Raw genomic sequence first — 25374 nt, forward strand, 5'->3', positions numbered from 1 at the left:
CCTCGCCATGACCCTGCTCCAACGCTTCCACCCCGCCGCCCTCGCCCGCTGCCTGCCCTTCGCCGTCTTCATGGCCTTGCTGGGCCTGCGCGGCGCCTTGCCTGAAGGCCTGCAAGGACTCGATCCGCGCTGGATCTACGGCCTGGGCGTGCTCGTGGTCGGCGGACTGCTGCTGCACTACCGCCGCGAGTACGGCGAGCTGAGCCGGCAGAACCTGCCCGACGCCAGCGAATGGCTGATCAGCCTGGGCGTGGGCGTGCTGGTCTTCGTGCTGTGGATCAAGCTGGACGCGCCCTGGATGCAGCTCGGCACGCCCACTGCCAGCTTCGTGCCGCTGGATGCGCAGGGTGGCCTGATCTGGCCGCTGGTCGTGATGCGCCTGCTGGGCGCCGCCCTGCTGGTGCCGGTGATGGAAGAACTGTTCTGGCGCAGCTTCCTGATGCGCTGGATCGCGCAGCCGCAGTTCCAGACCGTGGCACCACGGGACGCCGGCCTCAAGGCGCTCGTGCTGTCCACCTTCATCTTCATGCTGGCCCACACGCTGTGGCTGGCCGCCATCGTCGCCGGCCTGGCCTATGCCCTGCTCTACATGCGCACCGGCAAGCTCTGGACCGCCGTGATCGCCCATGCGGTCACCAATGGCGCGCTGGGCCTGTGGGTGATCAGGACCGGGAACTGGCAGTTCTGGTGAGCCGCCGCGGCTTCTGCAGCTGCCGGAAGCCCTCGAACAGCCAGGAGCGCATGCCCATCACCAGGGTGTACTGGCGCTTCTCGGCCTCGCTCAGCTTCTGCTGCTGAAGGTGCTGACGCGCGAAGTCCTCGGCCAGCTGGCGCAGTCGCTCGACCAGCTCGCGCGCCGCCGCCGGACTGAGCTGGCCGTGGACCAGGGTGATCAGCTCGCCCTCGCCGTCGAAGCCGCCGGCGAAGAAGTCGTGCATGACCCGGTCGCGGAAGAAATTCATCACGGGGCCCTGCGGCCGCCAGCGCAGCGTCTTGGCCACCAGCAGCTTGTAGCGGTTCTGCGGCCGCAGCTCGAGCACGCCGAGCCGGTCCAGCTGGGCCAGGCAGCGCGTGGCCTCGGCCGGGCTGATCGAATAGTGCTCGACGATCTGCTCGAAGCTCCACTGGCTGAGGCAGCAGATCGCCACCAGCAGCAGGCGCGGGTCGGCCACGACGGCGCGCTCCTGGGCCAGCGTCAGCTCGCGCAACTCGGGCCGCTGCTCGGCCACGCGACCGGCCAGCTCGGCGAAGTCGGTCCTGAGCACGCGGCAGATCTCGTCGACCCGCGACAGCGGCATCTCGCCGCCGCTGGCGAACATGCGCTTGACGCTGGATTCCGACAGGCCCAGCTGCCGGGCCAGTTGGGCATAGCTGAGGCCGGCGCTCTTGAGCTCGGCCTTGATCACTTGGACCAGGGTCTGGGTGCTGGGCATGGCGCTACGGTAGCGTAAAACGATACCGGCGGCGGCCAGCCTCGACACCGCAGCATTGAGAACCCGGCTTGGGCCCGCCTGGCCGCGAGCATCGCGTCCCATCCAAGGGAGCAGCGATCCATGCATCAAGCCAATCGACGTCATCTGCTGTGCTGCGGCGCTGCCGCCGCGGCCGGCCTGTTCACCGCGCTGGGCAGCACGCCGGCCCGGTCCATGCGCCTGATGATCAACGACTGCGCCGGCGCCCTGCCTCCGCAACTGAAGGACCATCCTCTGCTGCAGCGCTGCTGGCAAGACCTGGACCCGGCCCAGTTATGGGATGTCCATGCCCATCTGCTGGGCACCGGTGATTCCGGCTCGGGTTGCCGCATCTCGGCCCAGATGACGCAGTGGTGGCATCCGGTGGAATCCATACGCCGCAAGGTCATCCTGGCCGGTGCCTGCGTGCCGGCCGATGCGCCGAGCATCGACCGTGCCTACGTGGAGCGCCTGCTGGCCCTGACCGCCGACTTCCCGGCCGGCGCACGCTGGATGCTCTATGCCTTCGACGTAGCCATGGACAAGCAGGGTCGGCCGCGGCCCGAGTGGACCACCTTCCATGTGCCGGACGGCTATGCCAGCCGCACCAGCCAGCAGCATCCGCAGCGCTTTGCCTGGGTCGCCTCCATCCATCCTTACCGCGAAGATGCGCTGACGCGCTTGGACGCTGCGATACGCGGCGGCGCCGTGGCGCTGAAGTGGTTGCCCAGCAGCATGAACATCGACCTGCGCGAGCCACGGCTGCGGCCCTTCTACGAGCGCCTGGCCGCGGCCCGGCTGCCACTGATCGTCCACTGTGGGGAGGAGAAGGCCGTGCCCGGCGCGGGCCGCGAGGAGCTGGGCAACCCGCTGCATGCACGCGTGCCGCTCTCCATGGGCGTGCGGGTCATCATGGCCCATTGCGCCTCGCTGGGCACGGCCCTGGACCTGGACCAGAAACGGCCGCGGCCGGCCCAGGCCTTCGACCTGTTCGCCCGGCTGATGGACGAGCCGGCCTGGCAGGGTCTGCTGCTGGGCGATGTGTCGGCACTGTTCCAGTCCAACCGCCGGCCCGAGGCCTGGCAGACGGTGCTGGCCCGCCAGGACTGGCATGAGCGTCTGCTGCACGGCTCCGACTATCCGCTGCCGGGCGTGGGTCCGCTGTACCGGCTGGGCGGCCTGGTGCGCGCCGGGCTGCTGGTCGAGGCGGATGTGAAGCCGCTCGAGCAGATTCGCTCGCACAATCCGCTGCTGTTCGACCTGGCGCTGAAACGGGTTGTCCGCCACCGGGGCCAGGCCCTGCTACCCACCGTGTTCGCCACCCGTCGCCACTTCGTCATCGCACAGGCCCAAGCATGAGCAAGCAAGCACACAGCAACCAGTTCGCCCTGCTCGGCCAGCGCCGCTTCGCGCCCTTCTTCTGGACCCAGTTCCTGGGCGCGGCCAACGACAACCTGTTCAAGTTCGCCTTCACCGTGCTGGTGACCTACCAGCTGCAGCTGAGCTGGCTGCCACCGGCCCAGGCCGGCCTGGTCATTGGCGCGCTGTTCATCCTGCCCTACGTGCTGTTCTCGGCCACCAGCGGCCAGCTGGCCGACAAATACGACAAGACGCGGCTGATCCGCTTCATCAAGTCGCTGGAGATCGCCATCATGGCGCTGGCCGCCTGGGGCTTCCATGCGAGCAATGTCCCGGCCCTGCTCGGCTGCGTGCTGCTGCTGGGCCTGCATTCCACGCTGTTCGGCCCGGTCAAGTACGCCTACCTGCCGGCCCAGCTGAACGAGCGCGAACTGACCGGCGGCAACGGCATGGTGGAGATGGGCACCTTCGTGGCCATCCTGCTCGGCAACGTGGCCGGCGGCCTGCTGATCGCCAAGCCGGTGGTCGGCGCGCAGCAGGTGGCCATCGCCTGCCTGGGCCTGGCCCTGCTGGGCCGGCTCACGGCCCAGGCCATTCCGCTGAGCCCGGCGGCCGACCCGCTGCTCAAGATCAACTGGAACCCGGTCACCGAGACCTGGAGCAACCTGAAGCTGGCGCATCAGCAGCTGGCCGTTTTCCGCTCGCTGCTGGGCATCTCCTGGATGTGGTTCTTCGGCGCCGTGTTCCTGTCCAACTTCCCGGCCTTCGCCAAGGACGTGCTGCACGGCAACGAGCAAGTGGCCTCGCTGCTGCTGGTGGTGTTCTCGGTCGGCATTGGCGTGGGTTCGCTGCTGTGCGAGCTGCTGTCGCGCCGCCATGTGGAGATAGGCCTGGTGCCGCTGGGCGCCATAGGCATGAGCGTGTTCGCCATCGACCTGTTCTTCGCCTCCAGCGGCCTGGCGCCTGGTCAGCAGCCGCTGGCGCTTGCCGGTTTCATGGCCGTGCATGCGCACTGGCGAGTGCTGATCGACCTGGGCCTGATCGCCCTGTTCGCCGGTCTCTACAGCGTGCCCATGTATGCGCTGATCCAGCTGCGCGCCGCGCCTTCGCACCGGGCCCGCATCATCGCGGCCAACAACATCCTCAACGCCATCTTCATGATCGTCAGCTCGGTGGCGGCCGGCACCTTGCTCAAGTCGGGGCTGACGATTCCGCAGCTGTTCCTGGTCGTGGGCCTGGCCAATGCGGTCGTGGCCTTCTACATCTTCATGCTGGTGCCCGAGTACCTCCTGCGCTTCGTGGCCTTCATCGCCACGCGCCTGGTCTACCGCTTCCGCGTGGTCGGCGACGAGCACATCCCCGACAGGGGCGCGGCCGTGCTGGTCTGCAACCATGTGAGCTTCGTCGATGCCGTGCTGCTGATGGCGGCTTCGCCCCGGCCGATCCGCTTCCTGATGGACCACGAGATCTTCAGGCTGCCGCTGCTGGGCACGCTGTTCCGGCTGGCCAAGGCGATTCCCATAGCGCCGCAGAAGACCGACCCGGCCACCTACGAGGCCGCCTTCGCCCAGGCCCGTGCCGTGCTCGACCAGGGCGAGCTGCTGTGCATCTTTCCCGAAGGGGGCCTGACCCGCGACGGCGCGCTCCAGCCCTTCAAGGGCGGCGTGATGAAACTGCTGGAGGGCCGGCCCGAGCTGCCGGTCGTGCCCCTGGCCTTGCAGAACCTCTGGGGCTCGTTCTTCTCTCGGGTCGAAGCCGGCCAGGCCATGGTCAAGCCGTTCCGGCGCGGGCTGTGGAGCCGCGTCGGCCTGCAGGCTTCGGCGCCGCTGGCGGCGGCGGAGGTGACGCCCGAATTGCTGCAGACCCGAGTCGGCCAGCTGCTAGGCCGCGCCTGACGCAAACATCCGCTTGACGACTCGCCGCACCCGCAGCCGGATCGCGCGGGCCAGGCGCCAGGCGGCACTGGCGCGTACCCAGGCCAGCAGCTGTTCCTTCCAGGCGGTCCAGCGCGTGTAAAGCCTTGCGAACCAGGGCAGGCTCATCAGGGCCGGCTGGGTCAGCGCAAAGAGGCGCGCCACGATGGCCGTGCCTATCACCTTGGCAGCAATGATCACCGCCAGCCCGAGGCCGGCCCGGCCGATGCTGATCAACCAAAGCGCCATCAGCTTGACCGGCAGCAGCAACAGCCCTGGCAGGAAGAACACCAGCAGCGCCAGATAGGGCGGCAGGCGCTGGATCAGCGCCTCCAGCTGGCGCAGCACCGGCAGCCGGCCCAGCCAGGCCATGGCGCGCTGCAGCGGCGCCCAGCCCCATTCCTCGAACAGGATCAGCAGGGCCAGCACCAGGCGGAACGCCCAGCGCAGCGGTTTCAGCAAGGTCTTCAGCATGGCGGCATCTTGCCTGCCCGGCTTGCAGGTGCCGGACTACACCCCGCGAGCGCGGTCCGCCGCAAAGCGGGCGCGGAAAGCCTCGAAGCCGCCGGCATCCAGCGACTCGCGCACTTCCTTCATCAGGTTCAGGTAGTAGTGCAGGTTGTGGACCGAGGTCAGCATAGGACCCAGCATCTCGCCGCAGCGGTCCAGGTGGTGCAGATAGGCACGGCTGAAGTTGGCGCAGCAGTAGCAAGTGCAGGTCTCGTCCACCGGGCGCTCGTCGGTCTTGTAGCGCGAGTTGCGCAGGCGCAGGTCGCCGAAGCGGGTGAACAGATGGCCGTTGCGGGCATTGCGGGTGGGCATCACGCAGTCGAACATGTCTATGCCTTGGCGCACGCCCTCGACCAGGTCTTCCGGCGTGCCCACGCCCATCAGGTAGCGCGGCTTGTGGGCCGGCAGCTGGTGGGCTATGTGGTCCAGCACCCGCAGCATGTCTTCCTTGGGCTCGCCCACCGACAGGCCGCCGATGGCATAGCCCGGCAGGTCCAGCTCGGTCAGGCCGGCCAGCGAATGGTCGCGCAGGTTCTCGAACATGCCGCCCTGGACGATGCCGAACAGCGCGTTCGGGTTCTGCAGCTTGGCGAACTCGTCCTGGCAGCGCTTGGCCCAGCGCAGGCTCATCTCCATCGAGGCTCTGGCCTCGCGCTCGGTGGTCAGCTTGCCCTTGCTTTCATACGGCGTGCATTCGTCGAACTGCATGACGATGTCGCTGTTCAGGATGGTCTGGATCTGCATCGAGATCTCGGGCGTCAGGAACAGCTTGTCGCCATTCACCGGCGAGGCGAACTTGACGCCTTCCTCGCTGATCTTGCGCATCTCGCCCAGGCTCCAGACCTGGAAACCGCCCGAGTCGGTCAGGATGGGCTTGTCCCAGCTCTCGAACTTATGCAGGCCGCCGAACTGCTTCATGATGTCCAGCCCCGGCCGCATCCACAGGTGGAAGGTGTTGCCCAGGATGATCTGGGCGCCCATTTCCTCCAGCGAGCGCGGCATCACGCCCTTGACCGTGCCATAGGTGCCCACCGGCATGAAGATAGGCGTCTGCACGACGCCATGGTTGAGGGTGAGCGTGCCGCGGCGGGCGCGGCCTTCGGTCTTGAGCAGGTCGAACTTCAGCATGGTGGGGCGATTGTCGCAGCCGCAGCCGCCCTACACTGGGCCCACAACCTCGTTGGGTCGCTGCCGGCATGAGCCTTCTCGTTCGCCGCCGTTCCTTGCTGATCGCCCTCCCCCTCCTGCCTGCTTCAGCACGGCAGGCCCGAGCCGGCGCGCCGCCTGTCGCCCTGCAGGCCTTCGCCCATCCGCTGCCACCGCTGGCTTTCGAGCAAGAAGGCCAGGTGAGCGGACTGGCCACCGAGCTGTTGCGCGAGATGGCAAGAAGGGCCGGCCTGCCGCTCGCGATCGCGCTGCAACCCCGGCTGCGCGCCGAGAAGTCTTTTGCCGAGCAGACCCACAGCCTGCTGTACCCGCTGGCCCGGCTGCCCGAGCGGGAGGGCCGCTTCCGCTGGATCGGTCCCATCCTGCCGCGGCGGGTCCAGATCTATCGCCTGGCTGAGCGCACGGACATTCGCTTCCAGGGCCTGCGCCAGCTGAACGGCCTCACCGTCGGCGCAATGACCGGGTCGGCGACCATGGAGCAGCTGCTGCAGCTGGGCCTGGGTCCGGGCAAGGAGCTGGACCTGGCGACCAGCTACGAGGTCTGCATGCGCAAGCTGCTGGCCGGGCGCACCGACCTGGTCGTGATGGGCGACCTCAATGCCTACTGGCAGCTCCGCCAGCAAGGCGAAGCGTCGGCGCGCATCGTCGCCGTCGGCGAGCTCGACCAGCCGCCGGCCGACTATGCGTTCGGACTGCGGCCCGACGCGAGCGACGCCTTGCAGCAGCAACTGCAAACCCAGCTCGACGCCTTGCGCCGCAGCGGCCACGTCGAGCAGCTGAAACAGCGCTTCGGGCTGCCCGCCTGATGGGCGGATCGATACACTCGAAAGCCTCCGCCTTGGCGCCCAGCCTTCGACAAGCATGCGCAGTACCCTGCTGATTTCGCTGCTGCTCGCCACCCTCGGCGCTGGCGCCCTTGCCGAGCCATGCGGCCGTTTTCGCATGGCCTATTACGAGTACAGCGGGCTCTACTACCGGGGCGAGGACGGGGCCTACAAGGGCATAGACAAGGAGCTGGTTGAGGAGATCGCCCGCCGCACGGGCTGCCAGTTCGACACCGTGACGGAATCGCGCATTCGCATCTGGGCCCTGATGGAGCAGGGCCTGCTCGACATGACGGCCTCGGCCATCCCGACACCGGATCGCGAAAAGGCCTTCGAGATGCTGCCCTACCTGCGCTCTCACCAATATGCATTGCTGCACCCCAGGGTCGCGCCGGTGCCCGCCACGGCGGCCGAATTCATTGCCGACCGTCGGCTGCACCTGCTGGTGGTGCGCGGCTACCGCTTCGTCCCCAGCCTGGAAGCCTGGGTGGCCGCCTTGCGCAGCCAGAGACGCGTGGTTGAAGCGCCGGACCAGCCGGCGGCGATCCGCGCCTTCAGGGCCGGCCGGGCCGATGCCATGCTGATAGGTGGCAACACGCTGGCCCATGCACGGCTGCGCGAGCCGGACCTGAACCGCTACCCCGCCTTGTCCTATGCACCGGACGAGCCCTCGATCGCGACCCTGGCACTTTCGCGCGAGCGGATCCCGGCCGCCGACCGCGACCGCATCCGCGCTGCCGTGGTCGAGATGCAGCGCGATGGCAGCCTGGCCGCCATCGTGCAGCGCCACCTGGGAATCCATCCGCACTAGACGACCGACAATCCCGCCATGCCGCACAGCCTGGCCATCCCGGTCCACAGCGAACTGATCATCAAGAAGAGCCGCTTCATTGGCTGCGTCGAGCCCTGTCCGGACCGGGAGACGGCCCTGGCAAGGGTGTATGAGCTGCGCGAGCAGCACCCGGGCGCGGTCCATGTTTGCTGGGCCCTGCTGGCCGGCGGCCAGTCGGCGGCCAACGACGACGGCGAGCCCGGCGGCACCGCCGGCCGGCCGATGCTGGAGGTGCTGCGCCACCAGGACCTGGAGCTGGTGCTGGCCACCGTCGTCCGCTACTGGGGCGGCGTGAAGCTGGGAGCCGGCGGCCTGGTGCGCGCCTACACCGATGCCGTGGCCCAGGCGCTGCTGAAGGCCGACAAGATCCCGCTGGTCCGCCAGGCCCGGCTGCGCTGCACGCTGCCGTATTCGATGGAAGGCCTGCTGCGGCGCGAGATCGAAAGCGCCGGCGCGCAGCTGGGCGAAGTCAGCCATGGCGCCCAGGTCGAGCTGAACCTGAGCCTGCCGGAGAGCGCCGTCGCGGGTTTCAAGGCCCGGCTCGACGACGCCACTCAGGGCCGTATCGGCTGGCTCAGCTCCGACGCCGGCTGAGCCGACAGCAGCTTCTCCAGCGCCGCCATCAGGGCTTCGGCGCGGAACGGCTTGTGCAGCACCGGCACGCCGCTGGCCTGCAGCTCGGCCAGCTGCTCGGGCGCGGTGTCGCCGGTGATCAGCAGGGCCGGCAGGCCGCCGCAGCGCTCCTGCACCTGCTTGACCAGGGCGATGCCGCGGATGTCGGGCAGGCGCTGGTCGCTGATCAGCAAGTCGGCGAACAGGGCAGCGTCCTCGACGCCCACCGGCAGGGCCGAAAGCAGGCTCTGGCCCGAGCCATGGGCCAGCACCGTGGCCCCCCAGGCTTGCAGCCGCGCCTTCAGGCTGGCGCGCACCGCGTCGTCGTCCTCGACCAGCAGCACCCGCATGCCGACCAGGCTCAGCGGCTCGGCCTCGACCGGGGCCGGCGCCAAGGGCTTCAGCAGCTCGCCTTGCGGCAGCAGCAGGCTGAAGCAGCTGCCGCGACCCAGCCGCGAGGCCAGGCTCAGCCGGTGGCCCAGCAGGTTGGCGCTGCGCCGCACGATGGCCAGGCCCAGGCCCATGCCGCCCTCGGGCCGGCGCTGGCGGGCCGGGTTGTCGACCTGCACGAACTCTTCAAAGATGGTCACCTGGTCGGCCGGGGCGATGCCAATGCCGCTGTCCCAGACCTGCAGCAGCACGGCCGTGCCGCGTCGCCGCGCCGCCACCAGCACGCCGCCCCGGCGGGTGTAGCGCAGGGCATTGCTGACCAGGTTGCGCAGGATCTGCTCCAGCAGCACCGGATCGGACATCACGGTCAGCGAGCTGGGCCTGAAGCGCAGGCGCAGGCCGCGGCTGCGCGCATGGTCGGCCTCGTGGACCGCGATGGCATCGAACAGCGGCTGCAGCCGCACGCTCTGCACATGGGTGCGCACCGTGCCCGAGTCCAGGCGCGAGAGGTCCAGCAGGCCGACCAGCAGGCGCTCCAGTGCGCCCACGGCCTCGATCACCTGGTCCAGCATGCGGCGCTGGGCCGGTGCTTCGACCTGCTCACGCATCAGGCCCACCGACAGGCCTATGGCCACCACCGGCTGGCGCAGGTCGTGGCTGGCGCTGGAGAGAAAACGGCTCTTGGCCGCATTGGCCAGTTCCAGAGCGCGGGTGCGTTGGGCCACGCGCTGCTCCAGCTCGGTGTTGAGGTGCTGGACCTCGGCCATCGCATTGATCATCCGCGTGATCAGGGTCCAGCTGAACAGGGCCAGCACCACCGGCATCAGCAGCGGCATCCAGTAGCGGTCCATCACCGTGGTGTGGCCCTGGTGATAGAAGTAGTCGTGCACCCCGGCGGCCAGCACCAGCACCAGGCCGACCGCGAAGCCGCGGTAATGCTGCCAGCCGGCGTCGCGCGCATGGCGCAGCACCAGCCACAGCGCCGGCAGGGACAGCAGGATCATCAGCGGGAAGGCCCAGGCGCGTATCCACAGCAGCAGGCCCCAGGGCAGCAGCAGCGCGGCCAGCAAGGGCAGGCCGACGGCCGCGGCGTAGAGCGAGCGCCGCCACCACAGCAGCTGGCGGCCGGCCAGGGCCATGGCCAACAGGCCCAGCAGCAGGACGGCCACGGCAAAGGAGCTGAAGTAGAGCCAGTCCACGAGCACATGGCTGTTCAGCGGGTTGTGCGTGAAGTAGCTGTAGTTGCGCACCGAGGACATCAGCCACAGCGCGCCCACGCAGCCGATCGCCACCTCGGAGCGGCGCCGCCACCAGATCAGCAGCAGAAAGGCCGACAGCGAGGCCCCGCCCACGTTGAGCCAGCGCGGCAGGTCGGCCCACAGCATGTCGGCCCGTTCGAACTCGCCGGCCATTTCCTCGGCCGGCCCCAGGTTGAGCACCGACAGGCCGGCACGCGGCCCGTTGTCGACCCGCAGCTCCAGCGTGTTGACGCCGGGCCTGAGCATGGCCGGCGGTATGCCCACCCAGAGGGTCTGCATGCGGCCGCGCTGTTGCAGCGCATCGGCGCCCAGGTCGCCGCTGAGGTGCTGGCCGTTGATCCACAGCTCATGCGCGCTGGAAAGGCGCTCGGCCCACAGGGCCCAGGGCAGCTGCGGCCGCGCCTGCAACTCGAACTCGACCCGGTAGATGCCGCGGCTGCCGGTGGCCAGGCCGCGCCGGGCCCAGCTGTCGGGCAGCTCGAGCTTCTGCCAGGGCCCGTCCACGCCGGTGGCGAACTCGGCCCGCCGCAGCCGCATCACGCCCTCATGCTGGGCCCAGGCCGGCAGGGCCAGCAGCATCAGGAGGGCGAGCAGCCAGGCGCGCATGGGTGACTTCAGTCGTTGAGGGTGCCGAGACGGTTCAGCAGCATCGCATCACCGTAGCTGAAGAAGCGGTAGCGCTGCGCAATCGCATGCTCATACAGCGCTCGGATTCGCTCATAACCGGCCAGGGCGCTGACCAGCATCATCAGCGTGCTGCGCGGCAGATGGAAATTGGTCAGCAGGCCATCGACGACGCGGAAGCCGAAGCCCGGCGTGATGAAGATGTCGGTCTCGCTGGCGCCGGCCCTGAGCTCGCCGCCGCGGGCCGCCGATTCCAGCGCCCGCAGGCTGGTCGTGCCCACGGCAATGACCTTGCCGCCGGCGGCGCGGGTGCGCTGGATCGCCTCGACGGTCGCGGCCGGCACGTCGAACCATTCGCTGTGCATCTTGTGTTCGGCGATGGCCTCGACCCGCACCGGCTGGAAGGTGCCGGCGCCCACATGCAGGGTGACGCTGGCGGTCTGCACGCCACGCTCGGCCAGCCGGGCCAGCACGGCTTCATCGAAATGCAGCGAGGCGGTGGGCGCCGCCACGGCGCCCGGATGGCGGGCGAACACGGTCTGGTAGCGCCGCACGTCGTCGGCCGAGTCTTCATGCTCGATGTAGGGCGGCAGCGGCACATGGCCGTGGGCCTCGAGCAGGGCGAAAGGATCGCCGGCCAGGCGCAGATGGAACAGGCCGTCGTCCGGCCCGCAGCGGCCCATCACCTCGGCGTCAAAGGCCTCGGCGAAGCGGATCACCGCACCGGCCTTGGGCGACTTGCTGGCGCGCACATGGGCCCAGACTTCCTGCGTGCCGGGCAGCACCCGCTCGACCAGGGCCTCGACCGCGCCGCCGCTGGCCTTGCGGCCGTAGAGCCGCGCCTTGATCACCTGGGTGTCGTTGAAGACCAGCAGGTCGCCGGCCTTGAGCAGCTCGGGCAGCTCGCGGAAGGTGCGGTCGACGGGAGCGTCGTCGCGGCCATCCAGCAGGCGCGAGCCGCTGCGCTCGGGCGCCGGGTGCTGGGCGATCAGCTCGGGCGGCAGTTCAAAGTCGAAGTCGGCGACCGTGTAGGAGCGGGACATGGTTGCGATTGAGGGCCGGACGGACCCGTGCCAAACAAGGGAGGCGGCGATTGTCCCATCGACCGCCGCCTCCACCGCCGCCGCACTCAGTTTCCGCCGCTGGCCGTGCTCAGCAGGGCGCCGCCTGAACCGCTGATCCAGGCGGTCTTGGCATCGACCACGTCGATCGCCCGCAGATCCTCCTGAACCAGGCTGGCCTGAACCCGCCAGGTCTGGCCCCCATCGGTGGTCGCCATCAACAGGCCGGCCTCGCCGACCAGCCAGCCGATCCGCGCGTCGAAGAACTTGACCGCCAGCACCCGGGCGTCGGCATTGCCGATGGCGACGGTCGCCCATTGCTCGCCGCCGTTCAGCGACTGCATGACCATGCCCCGTGCGCCCGGTGCCCAGAGCGGCGCCAGACCCGCCACCGCCGTGCCCGTCGTCGTGCCCACGGTGGCGGTAGACCAACTGGCCCCGGCGTCGCGCGAGAACAGATGGCGTCCGTCCGTTGCGATGGCAGCCCAGCGGTTGGCGTCGGCAAACAGGATGCACTTGATGCCGGTTACGGCATTGAGGCCCTTGAGCTCGGCCCAGCTGCCGCCGCCGTCACGGGTCACCTGCCAAATGCCGGCTGCGGTGCGACCCACCGCCAGCTGGGCATCGCGGGCGCTCAGCCAGCTCAGGCCGGGGTTGGACTTGACCGCGGTCCAGGTGCGACCGCCGTCGGCGGTCTTGAACAGTCCGGTGGCGTCGTTGAGCCAACCGAGCTTGGCATCGATCAGCTGGACTTGAGGAACGATGCTGGAAGCGCTGGAGCCGTCGCGGCGTACCGTCCAGGTCCGGCCACCGTCGCTGGTCTCGCTGACGGTACGGCCGGCGACCGTGAGGCCATGCAGGGCGTCGGAGAACGAGGTGCTGCGCGGAACCCGGAAGGCTTCCTTGGCGGCGAGCACCGGCCAGGTCTGACCGCCGTCGCGACTCAGGCGGTGCTCGTTGAGGCCCTTGAGCCACAGCAGGCTCGGGCCTTTGGCCACGACGGGGCCGTAGAAATAGATCCAGCCCTCGGGCTGCGTCATGGCCGTCCAGGTCCTGCCCACGTCGGTACTGAGCCTGAAATACCTGGGACGCGCATACATACCGTCCGGCGGCGCGTAGTACTCGGCCAGAAAGGTATCTCCCTGCACCAGGTAGATCCGGTAATTGTTGTAGGCGTTGCCCAGCAGGCCGGCCTTGAACGGCCCCTGCTCCGTGTTCCAGGTCTTGCCGTCGTCGGTGCTGTAGTAGAGCGTGCCGTTGTCAGTCTGCAGCACCAGCCGGTTGTTGTTCGAGCCCGCCGAGCGCAGGAAGAGGTTGTCGTAGGAGCCGGGCGCCGTATTGATGACGTCGCCCCAGCGCAGGCCCCCATCCGCGCTGCGGTAGGTCCGGGTACCCTTGCTCCAGATACCCATCACCACCACGTCCTGGCCCTTGGGCGCCAGGATCTGCACCGACAGGTAGTTGTTGCCCGCGCCCAAGGCCAGCACCAGCGTCCAGGTCAGGCCCGCATCGGCAGACTTCAGGATCGAGTTGCTGGCGGAATCGAAGTACCAGAGCTCCCCGGTGTCGGACACATGGGTAGGCTCCCGATCGAGCTTGCGCCAGCTCGTCCCGCCATTCGTGGTGGCGCAATAGACTTCCGACCCGGACAGGTAGGCGATCTCGGCATTGATCGGCTTGATCCGGCCGGCACTGCCTCTCGGGCAGGCGGCCGGAATGCGGCTGAGCGACCACTTGTCACCGCCATCGCGCGTGTGCAGCACCACATCGACGCTGCCCAGGGCCCAGCCGTTCTTGCTGTCGCTGAAGGCGACCGAGACCAGGTCCTCCAGCGTGCCGGACCGCTGGGCCACCCAGGTCACACCACCGTCGCCGGTCTTGGCGATCTCGCCCCGCTCACCGACGCGCCAGCCGGTCGTGCCATCGAGAAAAGCCAGGTCGGCCAGATTGGCGCTGGCCTGCGGCGTCTGCCAGCACCAGCCAGCGCTGGACGCACCGCTGCACAGCAGGCCCTGCACATTGGCCTTGGTGTCTATCGTCAGCTTGTGCTGCACTTCGCGGCTCTGGCCGCCGGCATTGCTCAGCTTCAGCACGACCGTGTATTCGCCGCCCCGCAGATAGGCATGGTTGGGCGAAACCTCGGTGCTGCTGCCGCTGCCGTCACCGAAGTTCCAGCTGTAGCTGAGCCCGCTCAGGCTGTCGGCCGAGCTGGCGAATTTGACCGATGCGCCAGCACTGGCCGTCGCAGATGCCGTGATGGCCAGACTGGCCGGGATCGGGGTTGGGGCCGGAGCTGGGGCGGGTGTGGGAGCCGGAGCTGGGGCTGGAGCTGGTGTCGGAGCCGGGGCTGGGGCCGGCGTTGGAGCTGGGGCCGGCGCTGGCGTCGGAGCCGGAGCCGGAGCCGGGGCTGGAGCGGGTGTCGGAGCCGGGGCCGGTGCGGGCGCCGGAGTCGGCGCTGGTGTTGGAGCTGGTGTTGGAGCTGGAGCTGGAGCTGGAGCCGGGGCCGGCGCTGGGGCCGGAGCTGGCGCTGGAGCCGTCGCGGTGGCATCGCCACCTCCGCCGCCACAACCACCGAGTGCGGCAGCCAACAGCGCGGCCGTCGCGATCATTGACTTGTCGATGGGCCTATGAGCCATGTTGCACTCCCTCGTAGTTTTAGCCGCGGCAGTCTACAAGCGAGTGGAGCTTCTCTAACTCGTTATTTGCTCGCTCACCCAAAGGAAGGAAAAGGAGTGCAATGGTCTCTGGGGCAGTACCGATTCGCCCCATGGGGACAGGGCCGGGGTGCCCCCCCAGCCCTGTCTGTCTCCGGTCAGGCTCAGAAGCCGCCGTTGCCGGTCGCCAGCACCGTACCGCCGTCGCCGAGGGCCCAGGCGGTCTTGGCATCGACCACGATGATGCGGCTGAGGTGGCGCAGGGTACCGGTCAGCTGTCGCGCCCAGGTCTTGCCGCCGTCGGTGGTGGCGAAGACCGTGCCGCGATTGCCGGCAATCCAGCCGACCTTGGCGTTCGCGAAGGCCACGTGGTTCAGGGTGTCGCTGCTGCCCAGGTTGACCTCGGTCCAGCTCTGGCCCTTGTCGATCGAGCGGCGAACCACGCCCTGCTCGCCGACGACCCACAGGTTGCCCGCCTCGGCCGCGGTCATCGACAGGAACTGGACCTGGGTGCCGGAGTAGCGCTGGCTCCAGGTCTTGCCGTTGTCGCTGCTGGTGGCAATCATGCCGGTGTTGCCGTAGCCCAGCAGAGGCAGGTCCGCGCCCATGTAGAGCGACTGGACATTGGCCACCGGCGAGGTGTCGGTCCAGGTCTGGCCACCGTCGCTCGTCAGGGCGAAGCTGCTGGAGTAGTAGCTGTAGCTGTAGGCCGCCCAGGCCCGCTTGTCATCGACCAGGCCGATGCGGCGGAAGCCGCTCTGGCCCACGCGCACCGCCGAACTCCAGCTGGCACCACCATCGGTGCTGCGCGAGAAGCGGCCATCGCCCAGCAACAGCCAGGCCAGCTTGTCGCCGTAGACCTGCATGTCGCCGTAGCCCTGGATCAGGCCGGGCAGCTTGGTCTTCCAGCTCAGGCCGCCGTCGGTGGTTTCGGTCATCTCGCCCTGCTGGCTCAGCAGGAAACCATGCTTGCCGTCGAAGAAGCCGCCGCCCACGTAGGTGGCCTGCTGGCCAGGGCTGCTGCCTTGGAAGCGCTTCCAGGTCTTGCCCTGGTCGCCCGACACATAGGCGCTGCCTTCGGAGGAGCGCACCGTGACCGTGTCGGTGTTGATGCGCTTCAGCCCCCAGAGGGAACTGCTGGACGCGGTGCCGACGGCAATGGCGGTCCAGGTCTGACCCAGGTCCTCGCTGCGGTAGACCGTGCCATAGGAGGGCACCAGCAGCGTGTTGCCCAGGGCCAGCGTACCGCCGAAGGTGGACGAATACATGCCCGACGGCGTGCTGACCTTCTTCCAGCTGCTGCCGCCGTCGGCACTGCGGTAGACCGACGAGCCGAAGGCAGCCACGACGTTCTTGTCGGTGGCCGAAGCGCGCATGATCTGCGGCATCGAGCTGCCGCGCTGGTCTTCCGCCTCCAGGCCCGAAGGCTCGATGCGGGTCCAGCTGGCGCCGCCATCTTCCGAACGCCGCAGCACCCGCTTGTATTCGTAGTTGTAGGTGTAGGGGTCATAGCGGTACAGGACGCTGCTGAGCATGACCACGCTCTCGTCGAACACCGCGACCGCGGACCCGTTCATCGAATAGCCCGGCTCCGACAGGGTCATCACGACGCTGCTCGACTTGCCGAAGTCGGTGGACTTGTTGAGCTGGCTGCCGTAGCTGGCCATCGACCAGAAGACACCCTTGGGCGTGATCAGGCTGGGCTGCATGCCGGAGGTGGCCCATGTCTTGCCACCGTCGCTGGTGTAGCGGTAGCTGTAGCCGACCCCCATGATGGCCGTGTTGGCATCCAGGGCCTGCAGGGCGCCCACCGAGTTGTAGTAGGAATCTGTCTCCGCGATCTTGCTCAGCGTCCAGGTGGCGCCGCCATCGCTGGTGCGCAGCAGCGCGCCGTAGTCGCCGACGATCCAGCCGTCCTTGTCGCTGCTGAAGGAAATGCTGCGCAGTGTGCTGGTGACACCCGACGGCACGGCCGTCCAGGTGGTGCCGGCATCGGTGGTCCTGAAGATCTCGCCGTTCTCACCCACCATGAAGCCGCTTGTGGCGCTGAGCATCAGCAGGTCGGTGCGTTCGTTGCCGGTCGGCTTGGGTTGCTGCCAGCACCAGCCGGTCGAGGAGGCGCCGCTGCAGACCAGTCCCTTGACGTTGGCCAGGTTGGTGACGCTGACCTTGATCCGCTGCTCGCGGCTGGCCCCGGCCGAATTGCTGACCTTGAGGACGACCTCGTAGTCGCCGCCCTTGCTGAAGCTGTGCTTGGGGCTGGCATCGCTGCTCTGCTTGCCGTCGCCGAAGTCCCAGGCAAAGGTCAGGCCGCTGAGGCCGGACGCACTGTTGCCGAACTGGAATTCGGTGCCGGCTTCACCGGCAGCCGGCGCGGTCAGCGACAGGCTCTCGGGTACCGCCGTGACCGGTGGCGTCGTGGGCGCCGGCGGGCTGTCGTCACCGCCGCCGCAAGCTGCCAGCAGCACCGCTGCGGCAAGGCCAATCCCGTGAGCACGCAGGCTCACATGCTTGTTGTTCATCATTTCTCCCTCTTGACTCGACCTCGTTGGGCCGGCGGGATTGTGCCGGCAGGCAATCGGCTTTTCGCCCCCAGTTCACCCCCACCAACGGGGGGGGCGAACCATTGGCAGGCTTCATTGCCCGCCGTTGCCGATGTCTGTCAGGGGTGTCAGCGACCGCCGGTGCCCGTAGACACCACCTCGCCGCGCGTGCCACCCAGCCAGCCGGTCTTGCTCGAGTTGAAGTGGATCGCGGACAGCGAGGAGCCGGTGGTCAGGCTGCGGTCCTGCCAGGTCGCACCGCGGTCCGTGGTGGTGAACAGTGCGCCGCCGTCGCCGGCGATCCAGGGCTGACCATCGGCGGCCACGCCCACCGCCCGCAGCGCCGGCCAGTCCTTGCCGGGCAGCTTGTGCTCGGTCCAGGTCTGGCCGCCATCGCGGGTCACGTGCACGTAGCCGACCACCGGCGCCGCCAGATAGCCGACCACCCACCATTCGTTGGCGTCGACCATCAGCATCTGCTTGAAATAGAACTGCGCGGTCGGAATGACGACGTTGGACCAGGTCGCACCGCCGTCGCGCGTCACCGAGATGCCGGCCTTCTCGATATTGATCAGGCCCAGCTGGTCGTTGACGAACTGGATGTCGTTGCTCAGCACGGCATTGCCGGTGCGGGTCCAGGTGGCGCCACCATCGGTGGTTCGCATCAGATAGCCGGCGTCCAGCACCACGTCACCATTGTTGGCATCGCGGAAGTGGGCGGTCCAGACATGGGCGGCGCCGAACTGGGCCCGGCCCTTCTCGGTCCAGGTGTCGCCGCGGTTGTCGCTGAAATACACGTTGCCGTTGCGTGCCGTCCAGGCCTTGCTGCCGAAGACCTGCAGCTTGCTGCGGTAGTTGGCCGGGAAGAAGAACGCCGAGAGATCGCCGAGCTGCTGTACACGCCAGTTGCGCCCACCATCGTCGGTGGCCAGCAGGCCGGAGCCGGAGGTGGTGGCCAGTCCCTTGCCGGTCTGACCGTCCCAGAAGCCCAGGGCCGTGATTGAGCCCAGGTCGTCGGCATTGGCAATCCGCACCCAGCGGCCCGTCGCATCATCGCGCCTGTATTGCGCGCCATTGTTGGCCTCGACCACGACCCGCCCTGCCTCGCCCGACAGGATGCGGGTCACGCCGATTCCCGCCTCGGCAAGGCCAGTCTTGGTCCAGGTCTTGCCCTCGTCCAGGGTTTCGTACAGCACGCCCAGGGTCTCGCCGAACTGGCGGTAGACCGTCAGCAGACGCGCCGGATTGCTGCGGTCGGCCCAGCCTTCCACCCGAATGCCGGTCGGGGCTCCGCCGGCGACGACGGCCTGAGTCCAGTTCGCACCGCCGTCGGTGCTGCGGTAGACCGTGCTGCCGAGCGCCCAAAGCACCCGGCCGTTGGTAGGCACAAGGAGCGTGGGGTAGTAGATCGGCCTTTCCGTGGCCGGGCTGATCCGGGAGCGCGACAGGCGGACGCCGTCCTCCTTGATCGCGATGCGCTCCCAGGTCTGGCCGCCATCGAAGGTCCGCAACACGGCACGCAGGTCGGGACCGTTGCTGATCGGCTGGTCGGCCCACTGCACGCGCACGGCCGTCAGCTCATCCACCGCGGTGAGATCGTCGGTCCAGAAATACCAGCCGGGGCCGCTCGACTCCCAGGGCTCGCGCGTGGTCGGGGTCGGGCCATAGGCCTGGTAGGCCTGGCCCAGGTCGGTGTAGCGGCCATCCGGAGCCCAGAGTGCGCTCGAAGGCCGAGCCGTGGCCACCGTCTTGGCCACGCTCAACCAGGTCGTGCCGCCGTCGCTGCTCGCCGCGGCCAGGCCGCTGCGGCGCACCACGATGCGGCGGCTGTCGAGCAGGTCCAGCGTCTGGCCGAGGCCGGTCGAGTTGAACCCGGGCGCCATGCTCTTTGCCGCCCATTGCGTGCCACCATCGGTGGTCAGGTACAGCGTGCCGTCCTTGGCCAGGGCCGCGCCGACTTGCGCATCCACGAAGTTGATCGATACAAAGGACTTGCCCGCGGCCTTGAAGCCGGCGGTCCAGCTGCTGCCGCCATCGGTGGTCTTGAAAAGCTGACCGTCGGCGCCGGCCGCCCAGCCCAGGCTGGCGCTCAGCAGGGCGACGCCGTTGAAGCGCTCGCCGACCCGCGGCGTCTGCCAGCACCAGCCGCTGCTGTTGGCGCCGCTGCAGCTCAGATTGCGCACATGGGCCAGGCTGTTCACCACAACGGTCTGCGTCGCTTCGCGGAACGTGCCAGCGGCATTGGTCACCTTGAACTTGACCGCGAAGTCGCCAGTCTTGGCATAGGCATGCTTGGGGCTGGGCTCGGCGCTGGTGCTGCCATCGCCAAAGTCCCAGGCAAAAGTCAGCCCGGTGAGGCCCGACACGCTGTTGCCGAAGGACTGCTCGACGCCGATCTCGGTGGCGGCCAGGGCGGTCAGCGTCACCTGGTCCGGCAAGGCCGTGCCTTGCGGCGGCTTGGGCGGTTCGACGGTCGAGCCTCCGCCACCACCGCCGCCGCCACAAGCGGCCATCAGGCTGGTCAGCGCCACAGTGGCGGCAAGGGCTCGCAGGCGCGAGCGATGGACGGCGTTCATTCTTGTGCTCCCTCGTCAGCAGCTATCGACGACGGGCGCGATTCTGCCGGCATTTCATTTCAGTTGCCGGCCACCGGATTCGTCCTTTTGGGGGGAGATCTCGCTCAGTGCAAGGCAGAATTCCCGCCCATGCCCGAGGCCGCCCCCGCATCAGCCAACAAACCCAAGTCCGCCCCCCGCAAGGCCATGGACAAGCTGGGCCTGTTGCGCGACATCGACCTGGCCCTGCACCTGCCGCTTCGTTACGAAGACGAGACGCGGCTGACGCCCATCGCCGAGGCGCTGGAAGGGCAGACGGTGCAGTGCGAGGGCCGGGTCACCGAGTGCAAGGTGGAGCTGCGCAGCCGGCGCCAGCTGCTGGTGCGAATAGAAGACGCGAGCGGCGAGCTGCTGCTGCGCTTCCTGAATTTCTATCCCTCGCAGCAGAAGCAGATGGCGCAGGGCCAGCGGCTGCGGGTGCGCGGCGAATTGCGCGGCGGCTTCTTTGGCCGCGAGATGGTGCATCCAGTGGTCAAGGCGGTGGACGAGACCACGCCGCTGGCGCAGGCCCTGACCCCGGTCTACCCGGCCAGTGCCGGCCTGCCGCAAGCCTATCTGCGCAAGGCCATCGAGGCGGCCATGAAGCGCGCGCCGCTGGAAGAAGTGCTGCCGTCGCGCAGCGTGCCGGCCCAACTGCCCTCGCTGCGCGAGGCGCTGAATTTTCTGCACCATCCGCCACCGCGTGTGCCGCTGGCCACCCTGGAGGACCACACGCACCCGGCCTGGCAGCGGCTCAAGTTCGAGGAGCTGCTGGCCCAGCAGCTGAGCCAGCTCAAGGCGCAGAGGGAGCGCGCCCATCTGAAGGCGCCGGCGCTGCAGGGGCGACGCGAGGGCCTCCATGAGCAACTGCTGGGCCATCTGCCGTTCCAGCTGACCGGCGCCCAGCAGCGCGTGGTCGAGGAGATTGCGCAAGACCTGGCCCTGGCCAAGCCCATGCACAGGCTGCTGCAGGGTGACGTGGGATCCGGCAAGACCGTGGTCGCGGCGCTGGCCGCGGCCGTGTGCATGGATGCCGGCTGGCAATGCGCGCTGATGGCGCCGACCGAGATCCTGGCCGAGCAGCATTTCCGCAAGCTGATCGCCTGGCTGGAGCCGCTGGGCGTGCGCGTGGCCTGGCTGACCGGCTCGGTCAAGGGCAAGGCGCGCCAGAAGATGCTGGACGCCGTCGCCTCTGGCGAGGCCAACCTGGTGGTGGGCACGCATGCGGTGATCGAAGACAAGGTCGCGTTCGCCAAGCTGGGCCTGGCCGTGGTCGACGAGCAGCACCGCTTCGGCGTGGCGCAGCGACTGGCGCTGCGCAAGAAGCTGGCCGCGCAGGCGCTGGAGCCTCACTTGTTGATGATGAGTGCCACGCCCATCCCGCGCACCTTGGCGATGACCTATTTCGCCGACCTGGACGTGTCCACCATCGACGAGCTGCCGCCCGGCCGCAGCCCCATCGTCACCCGCGTGTTCGCCGACAACCGGCGCGACGAGGTGATCGCCAAGATCCGCGACGCTGCCGACGAGGGCCGGCAGGTCTACTGGGTCTGCCCGCTGATCGAAGAGTCGGAGGCCCTGGACCTGAAGAACGCCACCGACACCCATGCCGAGCTGAGCGCCGCCCTGCCCGGCCATGCGGTCGGTCTCCTGCACGGCCGCATGTCGCCTGGCGAGAAGGCTGCGGTGATGGACGCCTTCAGCGGCGGCCTGAGCAAGGTGCTGGTCGCCACCACGGTGATCGAGGTCGGCGTCGATGTGCCCAATGCCAGCCTGATGGTGGTCGAGCATGCCGAGCGCTTCGGGCTTTCGCAGCTGCACCAGCTGCGCGGCCGCGTGGGCCGCGGCGCCGTGGCCAGTGTCTGCGTGCTGCTCTACACCGCGCCGCTGTCGGTGACCGGCAAGTCGCGGCTCAAGGCCATGGCCGAGACCACCGACGGGTTCGAGATCGCCCGCCGCGACCTCGACATCCGCGGCCCCGGCGAGTTCATGGGCACGCGCCAGAGCGGCGCCGAGCTCTTGCGCTTCGCCGACATCCAGGAAGACGCGCCCCTGCTCAAGGCCGCGCGCGCGCTTGCCCCGCAGCTGCTGGACGAACATCCGGACGCCGCGCGCCGCCAGGTCGAACGCTGGCTGGGCGGCAAGGCCGAGTTCCTCAAAGCCTGAGTTGGACTGCAAGCCTGAACTCCGGCTTTCCTGCCTGCCTATACTGCGCCCGCTTCACCGGCGCGACAGCGGCGCACCTGCAGTAGCGTCCTTCGCTTTGTTCGACCTTCTTGCAACGAGGCCATGCAGCCTCGGCCTATCGATGAACAAGACGACCCCGACCCTGCGGCAACGGCTGTTGCTGCTCCCCTTGCTGGCGGCGGCCTTGAGCGCCTGCTCGACCATTGAGGTGAAGGACAGCGACCTCTTCGTCCGCAGCACCCGGCCGATCCCCGACGACTGGTGGAGTCAGGCCCAGACGCTGGCGAGCGACAAGGGCGCGAAGCTGGAGCAGGTGCGCTTCCAGTCGGCCGACGGCACGGCCCTGGGCGGCCTGTTCCTGCGCCAGAACGGCGCCCGCGTGACGGCCGTCTACTTCCAGGGTGGCGGCAACCTGGTCCAGCGCACCTACGGCGGCCTGATCCGCCAGGCATCGTCGCTGCCGGTCAATGTGCTGTTCTGGGATTACCGTGGCATGGGCCTGTCCGCCGGGCAAGGCGGCACGACCCATCTGATCGAAGACGCCCAGGCGGCGGTGCGCGAGGCCAGGCGCCTGTCAGGCGAGAGCCTGCCGGTCGTCTACTGGGGCTTCTCGCTGGGCACCCTGGTCAGTTCGCACCTGGCCAGTGTCCAGCCACCCGACGCCTTGCTGCTGGAAGGCACGCTGACCACCGCGCAGGACTGGGCCGAGAACCAGGTGCCCTGGTATGCCAGGCCCTTTGTCCGCATCAAGCTGGACGACAGCGTGAAGTCCTATGACAACCACAACGCGCTGCGTGCCTTGAAGGCACCGACGCTGATGCTGGTGGGCAGCAAGGACGAGGTCAGCCCGACCTCGTTCACTCGCAGCCTGGAGCAGGCCATGCAGCACCGCAGCAGCTGCCTGCGAGTGATGGAGGTGGCCGAGGTGCCCCATGGCGGCGCGCTCTACAAGCCCGAAGCGGTTCAAGCCGCGCAGGCCCTGCTCGAGAAGGGCGCCGCGCGGCAGGGCTGCTGAAGCCGGAATCGCTCCGCGTTCACCGCTGGGCGATGAAGCCCTTGACGGCGCCGACCAGCCAGTCGGCGTCGTCCCACATCAGGAAGTGGTAGCCGGCCTCGCTCATGCGGATGTCCACGCCCTTGAGGTTGGCGTACTGGGTTTCGAAGATCTTGCGGGTGCTTTCCTGCGTGGCGCCCATGGGCTTGTAGGCGGCCCAGGAGCCCAGCACCAGGGTCGGCACCTGGATCTTGGACAGCTGCGGACGCAGGTCCGTGCCCCAAAGCTCGGTCATGGCCTGGGCCGTGGTGGCCCGGTCGCTGCTGAGGCCCCAGGCGACCACGCGCTCTATGCCTTGCGCGTTGTTCGTCATGCCCGGTGCCATGGCCTTGACCTGGGCCGCAGCCTGCTCGTCGCTGGCCGCGGCCATCTGCTGGCGCATGCCCTGCAGCATGGGCTTGAGGCTTTCGGCCGTGGCGTTCGGGTCGCGCACCGCGCCTATGAAGGCCAGTGCGTCCACGATCACCAGGCGCTCGAAGCGCTGCGGCGCCTCGCTGCCCAGCATCAGGGCCAGTGCGCCACCGAGGCTGTGGCCCATGACCACCGGCTTGGCGAGCTTCTTGTCGTCCACATAGGACTGCAGCTGCTGCCGCATGCTGTTCAGCCATTGCTCCTGCTGGACCGGCTTGGCGCCGGCAAAGCCGGGCAGCTGGACGATGTGGCACTGCACTTGCGGCTGCAGGGCTGCGCAGGTCTCGGTCCAGACCGAGGCGGCGCTGTTCAGGCCCGGGATCATCAGCACCGGCTTGCCCGTGCCCACCACCTGGACCTGCAGGTCGCGGTAGCTGGTGGCGGCCGGCGCGGCGGCGGGGGTGGCGGGGGTGGCGGCCTCGCTGCGGCTGCTGTTCAGCGACGCGATGATGGCGATCGCCAGGATGAACCAGGGGGCGCGGGTCTTGAACGGCTGGGTCTGCATGGTGTTTCTCCTCCTGCGGTTGATGGACAGTGGGGCGGACTGTGCCGGGCAGGACCGCCGGCCTCAGCCGGCCTGCGACGAATGGCAAGGCCGGCGGATGGCTGGCGACGGACGCGGGCGAGCGGGAGAAATCAGCGGCAGGCGGGCGGTGGCGGCGTGCCGACCACGTGGCCGTCGCTGAGCGTGCGCAGGAAGCATTCCAGGTCGATCAGGTCCTGGGCGCTCATGGGCGGCCGGTCGCCCGGCTTGCGGCCGACGAAGGGCGGGAAGGTCGACAGGTTGGCCCGGTAGGCAGCCGGCAGGTCATCGAACTTCTGCACCTGGCCGCCCTGCACCGGATACCAGCGCTCGGGCTCGGTATCGCGCGTGTTGTAGAAGTCCAGCACCTGGGCCAGGGTGTTGAAGCGGCCGTTGTGGAAGAACACCGGCTTGAGCGCGATGTTGCGCAGGCCCGGCGTGCGGAACAGGCCGCACAGGTCCTTGCGGTCCGCCAGGTCCTTGCGCAGCGGGCCGCACAGGCCCAGGTCGAAGTAGTTCGGATCGCTGTTGGCCGGGATGGCCGGGTTGCGCGGCACGCCGATGGCGGCATAGCCGAAGTCGGTGAACAGCGGCGGCTTGCCGTCGGCGCTGAAGTCGAAATGGCAGGCCGAGCAATTGCCGCGCGAGGGATCGCGGAACACCTGCTGGCCGCGCTGCTCCGGGGCCGTGAACACGGCCCGGTTCGACTGCACCAGGTCGAACTTGCTGTCGTAGGGATGCAGGCTGCGGTCCTCGAGCTGGAAGGCCTGCAGCGCCTGCTCCAGCTGGGCGGTCACGGTGGTGCCGTCGCCGTTGCTGCCGAAAAGGACGGAGAACGGCTGGGAAGTCGCCGAGACGCGCAAGCGCCGCGCCAGCGCATCGGCATTGGCGTTGTCGAATTCCAGTGGGTTGAACAGCACCAGATGGGCCTGGGCCGCGAAGCTGTCGGCCCGGCCGTCGGCGGTCAGGCCGCCTGAAAGCGAGGCCAGGTCGAAGGGCGGCAGGCGCTCGAGATAGCGGATCGAGGGCGCAGCCCGCTGGCCGAACTCGCTCTCGAACTGACCGCCTATCTGCACCGCCAGTGCATTCGGTGCGCCATGACTGAAAGCCGGGTCATGACAGGTGGCGCAGGACATGCGACCCGAGCCCGACAGCAGTCGGTCGTTGAAGACCTGCTGGCCCAGGGTGGCCAATGCGCTGAGCGCCGGGGCCGGCGCAGGGGCCGGCGCGGGAGCAGGTGCTGGCGCGGGGGCGGGCGCCGGTGCGCCGCCGCCACCGCCACCGCCGCAAGCGGCGAGCGAAGCGCTCAGCAACAAACCCAGGGTGTGCGATATGCGGATCATGGGGCGCCGATGCTAACCTCTCGCAGCCCAACCCGCGCCTCGATGCGCGATGGCTTGAAGCCA

19 protein-coding genes are annotated in these 25374 nt (G+C 68.7%); 8 read left to right on the forward strand and 11 right to left on the reverse strand.

Annotation, left to right across the window (positions count from 1 at the left end):
• The first annotated feature begins 7 nt into the window (after positions 1–7).
• Positions 8–691, forward strand: coding sequence for a CAAX prenyl protease-related protein (locus QT382_RS20070; protein ID WP_289255899.1), 684 nt, complete (start codon positions 8–10; stop codon positions 689–691).
• Here the strand turns inward: QT382_RS20070 and QT382_RS20075 are convergent.
• A complete protein-coding gene (locus QT382_RS20075; RefSeq protein ID WP_289255900.1) occupies positions 663–1433 on the reverse strand; it encodes a helix-turn-helix domain-containing protein in 771 nt (256 codons plus the stop codon). The two genes, QT382_RS20070 and QT382_RS20075, sit on opposite strands and share 29 nt — an antisense overlap.
• A gap of 120 nt (positions 1434–1553) precedes the next feature.
• Here QT382_RS20075 and QT382_RS20080 point away from each other — a divergent pair, with 120 nt between their 5' ends.
• Together QT382_RS20080 and QT382_RS20085 are read left to right on the forward strand one after the other, a co-directional pair.
• On the forward strand, positions 1554–2810 hold the full coding sequence (locus QT382_RS20080) for an amidohydrolase family protein (RefSeq protein ID WP_289255901.1): 1257 nt from the start codon (positions 1554–1556) through the stop codon (positions 2808–2810).
• Entirely contained in the window at positions 2807–4705 is a 1899-nt protein-coding gene (locus QT382_RS20085; protein ID WP_289255902.1) for an MFS transporter, read from the forward strand. Before QT382_RS20080 ends, QT382_RS20085 begins: the two co-directional genes overlap by 4 nt.
• On the opposite strand, the gene QT382_RS20090 is transcribed toward QT382_RS20085, so the two are convergent.
• Together QT382_RS20090 and tgt are read right to left on the reverse strand one after the other, a co-directional pair.
• Positions 4691–5197, reverse strand: coding sequence for a hypothetical protein (locus QT382_RS20090; protein ID WP_289255903.1), 507 nt, complete (start codon positions 5195–5197; stop codon positions 4691–4693). The genes QT382_RS20085 and QT382_RS20090 overlap by 15 nt on opposite strands.
• Before the next feature lie 36 nt (positions 5198–5233).
• Complete coding sequence (tgt, locus tag QT382_RS20095) at positions 5234–6361, reverse strand: tRNA guanosine(34) transglycosylase Tgt (protein WP_289255904.1); 1128 nt, start codon at positions 6359–6361, stop codon at positions 5234–5236.
• A gap of 68 nt (positions 6362–6429) precedes the next feature.
• On the opposite strand from tgt, the gene QT382_RS20100 reads away from it, so the two are divergent.
• From QT382_RS20100 to QT382_RS20110, 3 genes are read left to right on the forward strand one after another with little or no spacing between them, the layout of a single operon-like run.
• The gene (locus QT382_RS20100; protein WP_289255905.1) at positions 6430–7206 is read left to right on the forward strand and encodes a substrate-binding periplasmic protein; all 777 of its coding nucleotides are present in this window, start codon (positions 6430–6432) and stop codon (positions 7204–7206) included.
• A gap of 55 nt (positions 7207–7261) precedes the next feature.
• Entirely contained in the window at positions 7262–8035 is a 774-nt protein-coding gene (locus QT382_RS20105; RefSeq protein ID WP_289255906.1) for a substrate-binding periplasmic protein, read from the forward strand.
• Between the two features lie 18 nt (positions 8036–8053).
• The gene (locus QT382_RS20110) at positions 8054–8650 is read left to right on the forward strand and encodes an IMPACT family protein (RefSeq protein ID WP_289255907.1); all 597 of its coding nucleotides are present in this window, start codon (positions 8054–8056) and stop codon (positions 8648–8650) included.
• On the opposite strand, the gene QT382_RS20115 is transcribed toward QT382_RS20110, so the two are convergent.
• The 6 genes from QT382_RS20115 to QT382_RS20140 form a co-directional block, all read right to left on the reverse strand.
• Complete coding sequence (locus QT382_RS20115; RefSeq protein WP_289255908.1) at positions 8611–10923, reverse strand: hybrid sensor histidine kinase/response regulator; 2313 nt, start codon at positions 10921–10923, stop codon at positions 8611–8613. The two genes, QT382_RS20110 and QT382_RS20115, sit on opposite strands and share 40 nt — an antisense overlap.
• 8 nt (positions 10924–10931) lie before the next feature.
• Positions 10932–11984, reverse strand: a complete 1053-nt coding sequence (gene queA, locus QT382_RS20120; protein ID WP_289255909.1) for a tRNA preQ1(34) S-adenosylmethionine ribosyltransferase-isomerase QueA — start codon at positions 11982–11984, stop codon at positions 10932–10934.
• Between the two features lie 86 nt (positions 11985–12070).
• Complete coding sequence (locus QT382_RS20125; RefSeq protein ID WP_353957288.1) at positions 12071–14278, reverse strand: YCF48-related protein; 2208 nt, start codon at positions 14276–14278, stop codon at positions 12071–12073.
• Positions 14163–14570, reverse strand: coding sequence for a hypothetical protein (locus tag QT382_RS20130; protein WP_289255911.1), 408 nt, complete (start codon positions 14568–14570; stop codon positions 14163–14165). Before QT382_RS20130 ends, QT382_RS20125 begins: the two co-directional genes overlap by 116 nt.
• 250 nt (positions 14571–14820) lie before the next feature.
• A complete protein-coding gene (locus QT382_RS20135; RefSeq protein ID WP_289255912.1) occupies positions 14821–17178 on the reverse strand; it encodes a YCF48-related protein in 2358 nt (785 codons plus the stop codon).
• A 149-nt stretch (positions 17179–17327) separates the two neighbouring features.
• Complete coding sequence (locus QT382_RS20140; protein WP_289255913.1) at positions 17328–19775, reverse strand: PKD domain-containing protein; 2448 nt, start codon at positions 19773–19775, stop codon at positions 17328–17330.
• A 129-nt stretch (positions 19776–19904) separates the two neighbouring features.
• Here QT382_RS20140 and recG point away from each other — a divergent pair, with 129 nt between their 5' ends.
• Entirely contained in the window at positions 19905–21959 is a 2055-nt protein-coding gene (recG, locus tag QT382_RS20145; RefSeq protein WP_289255914.1) for an ATP-dependent DNA helicase RecG, read from the forward strand.
• Between the two features lie 142 nt (positions 21960–22101).
• Positions 22102–22995 (forward strand): alpha/beta hydrolase, encoded by an 894-nt coding sequence (locus tag QT382_RS20150; RefSeq protein WP_289255915.1) that lies wholly within the window; start codon positions 22102–22104, stop codon positions 22993–22995.
• Positions 22996–23014: 19 nt separating this feature from the next.
• Here QT382_RS20150 and QT382_RS20155 read toward each other — a convergent pair whose 3' ends face one another.
• Positions 23015–23950 (reverse strand): alpha/beta fold hydrolase, encoded by a 936-nt coding sequence (locus QT382_RS20155; RefSeq protein ID WP_289255916.1) that lies wholly within the window; start codon positions 23948–23950, stop codon positions 23015–23017.
• Positions 23951–24081: 131 nt separating this feature from the next.
• On the reverse strand, positions 24082–25311 hold the full coding sequence (locus QT382_RS20160) for a cytochrome-c peroxidase (RefSeq protein ID WP_289255917.1): 1230 nt from the start codon (positions 25309–25311) through the stop codon (positions 24082–24084).
• Positions 25312–25374 lie beyond the last annotated feature (63 nt).

The sequence above is a fragment of the Pelomonas sp. SE-A7 genome (assembly GCF_030345705.1).
Taxonomy (GTDB): Bacteria; Pseudomonadota; Gammaproteobacteria; order Burkholderiales; family Burkholderiaceae_C; genus JAUASW01.

Excerpts from the sequence above, each read along its gene's own strand:
- QT382_RS20115 (WP_289255908.1), bottom strand. The coding sequence starts at position 10,923 with ATGCGCGCCTGGCTGCTCGCCCTCCTGATGCTGCTGGCCCTGCCGGCC.
- QT382_RS20100 (WP_289255905.1), top strand. The coding sequence starts at position 6,430 with ATGAGCCTTCTCGTTCGCCGCCGTTCCTTGCTGATCGCCCTCCCCCTC.
- QT382_RS20135 (WP_289255912.1), bottom strand. The coding sequence starts at position 17,178 with ATGAACAACAAGCATGTGAGCCTGCGTGCTCACGGGATTGGCCTTGCC.
- queA (WP_289255909.1), bottom strand. The coding sequence starts at position 11,984 with ATGTCCCGCTCCTACACGGTCGCCGACTTCGACTTTGAACTGCCGCCC.
- tgt (WP_289255904.1), bottom strand. The coding sequence starts at position 6,361 with ATGCTGAAGTTCGACCTGCTCAAGACCGAAGGCCGCGCCCGCCGCGGC.
- QT382_RS20110 (WP_289255907.1), top strand. The coding sequence starts at position 8,054 with ATGCCGCACAGCCTGGCCATCCCGGTCCACAGCGAACTGATCATCAAG.
- QT382_RS20075 (WP_289255900.1), bottom strand. The coding sequence starts at position 1,433 with ATGCCCAGCACCCAGACCCTGGTCCAAGTGATCAAGGCCGAGCTCAAG.
- QT382_RS20140 (WP_289255913.1), bottom strand. The coding sequence starts at position 19,775 with ATGAACGCCGTCCATCGCTCGCGCCTGCGAGCCCTTGCCGCCACTGTG.
- QT382_RS20080 (WP_289255901.1), top strand. The coding sequence starts at position 1,554 with ATGCATCAAGCCAATCGACGTCATCTGCTGTGCTGCGGCGCTGCCGCC.
- QT382_RS20105 (WP_289255906.1), top strand. The coding sequence starts at position 7,262 with ATGCGCAGTACCCTGCTGATTTCGCTGCTGCTCGCCACCCTCGGCGCT.
- QT382_RS20090 (WP_289255903.1), bottom strand. The coding sequence starts at position 5,197 with ATGCTGAAGACCTTGCTGAAACCGCTGCGCTGGGCGTTCCGCCTGGTG.
- QT382_RS20155 (WP_289255916.1), bottom strand. The coding sequence starts at position 23,950 with ATGCAGACCCAGCCGTTCAAGACCCGCGCCCCCTGGTTCATCCTGGCG.
- recG (WP_289255914.1), top strand. The coding sequence starts at position 19,905 with ATGCCCGAGGCCGCCCCCGCATCAGCCAACAAACCCAAGTCCGCCCCC.
- QT382_RS20150 (WP_289255915.1), top strand. The coding sequence starts at position 22,102 with ATGAACAAGACGACCCCGACCCTGCGGCAACGGCTGTTGCTGCTCCCC.
- QT382_RS20160 (WP_289255917.1), bottom strand. The coding sequence starts at position 25,311 with ATGATCCGCATATCGCACACCCTGGGTTTGTTGCTGAGCGCTTCGCTC.
- QT382_RS20070 (WP_289255899.1), top strand. The coding sequence starts at position 8 with ATGACCCTGCTCCAACGCTTCCACCCCGCCGCCCTCGCCCGCTGCCTG.
- QT382_RS20085 (WP_289255902.1), top strand. The coding sequence starts at position 2,807 with ATGAGCAAGCAAGCACACAGCAACCAGTTCGCCCTGCTCGGCCAGCGC.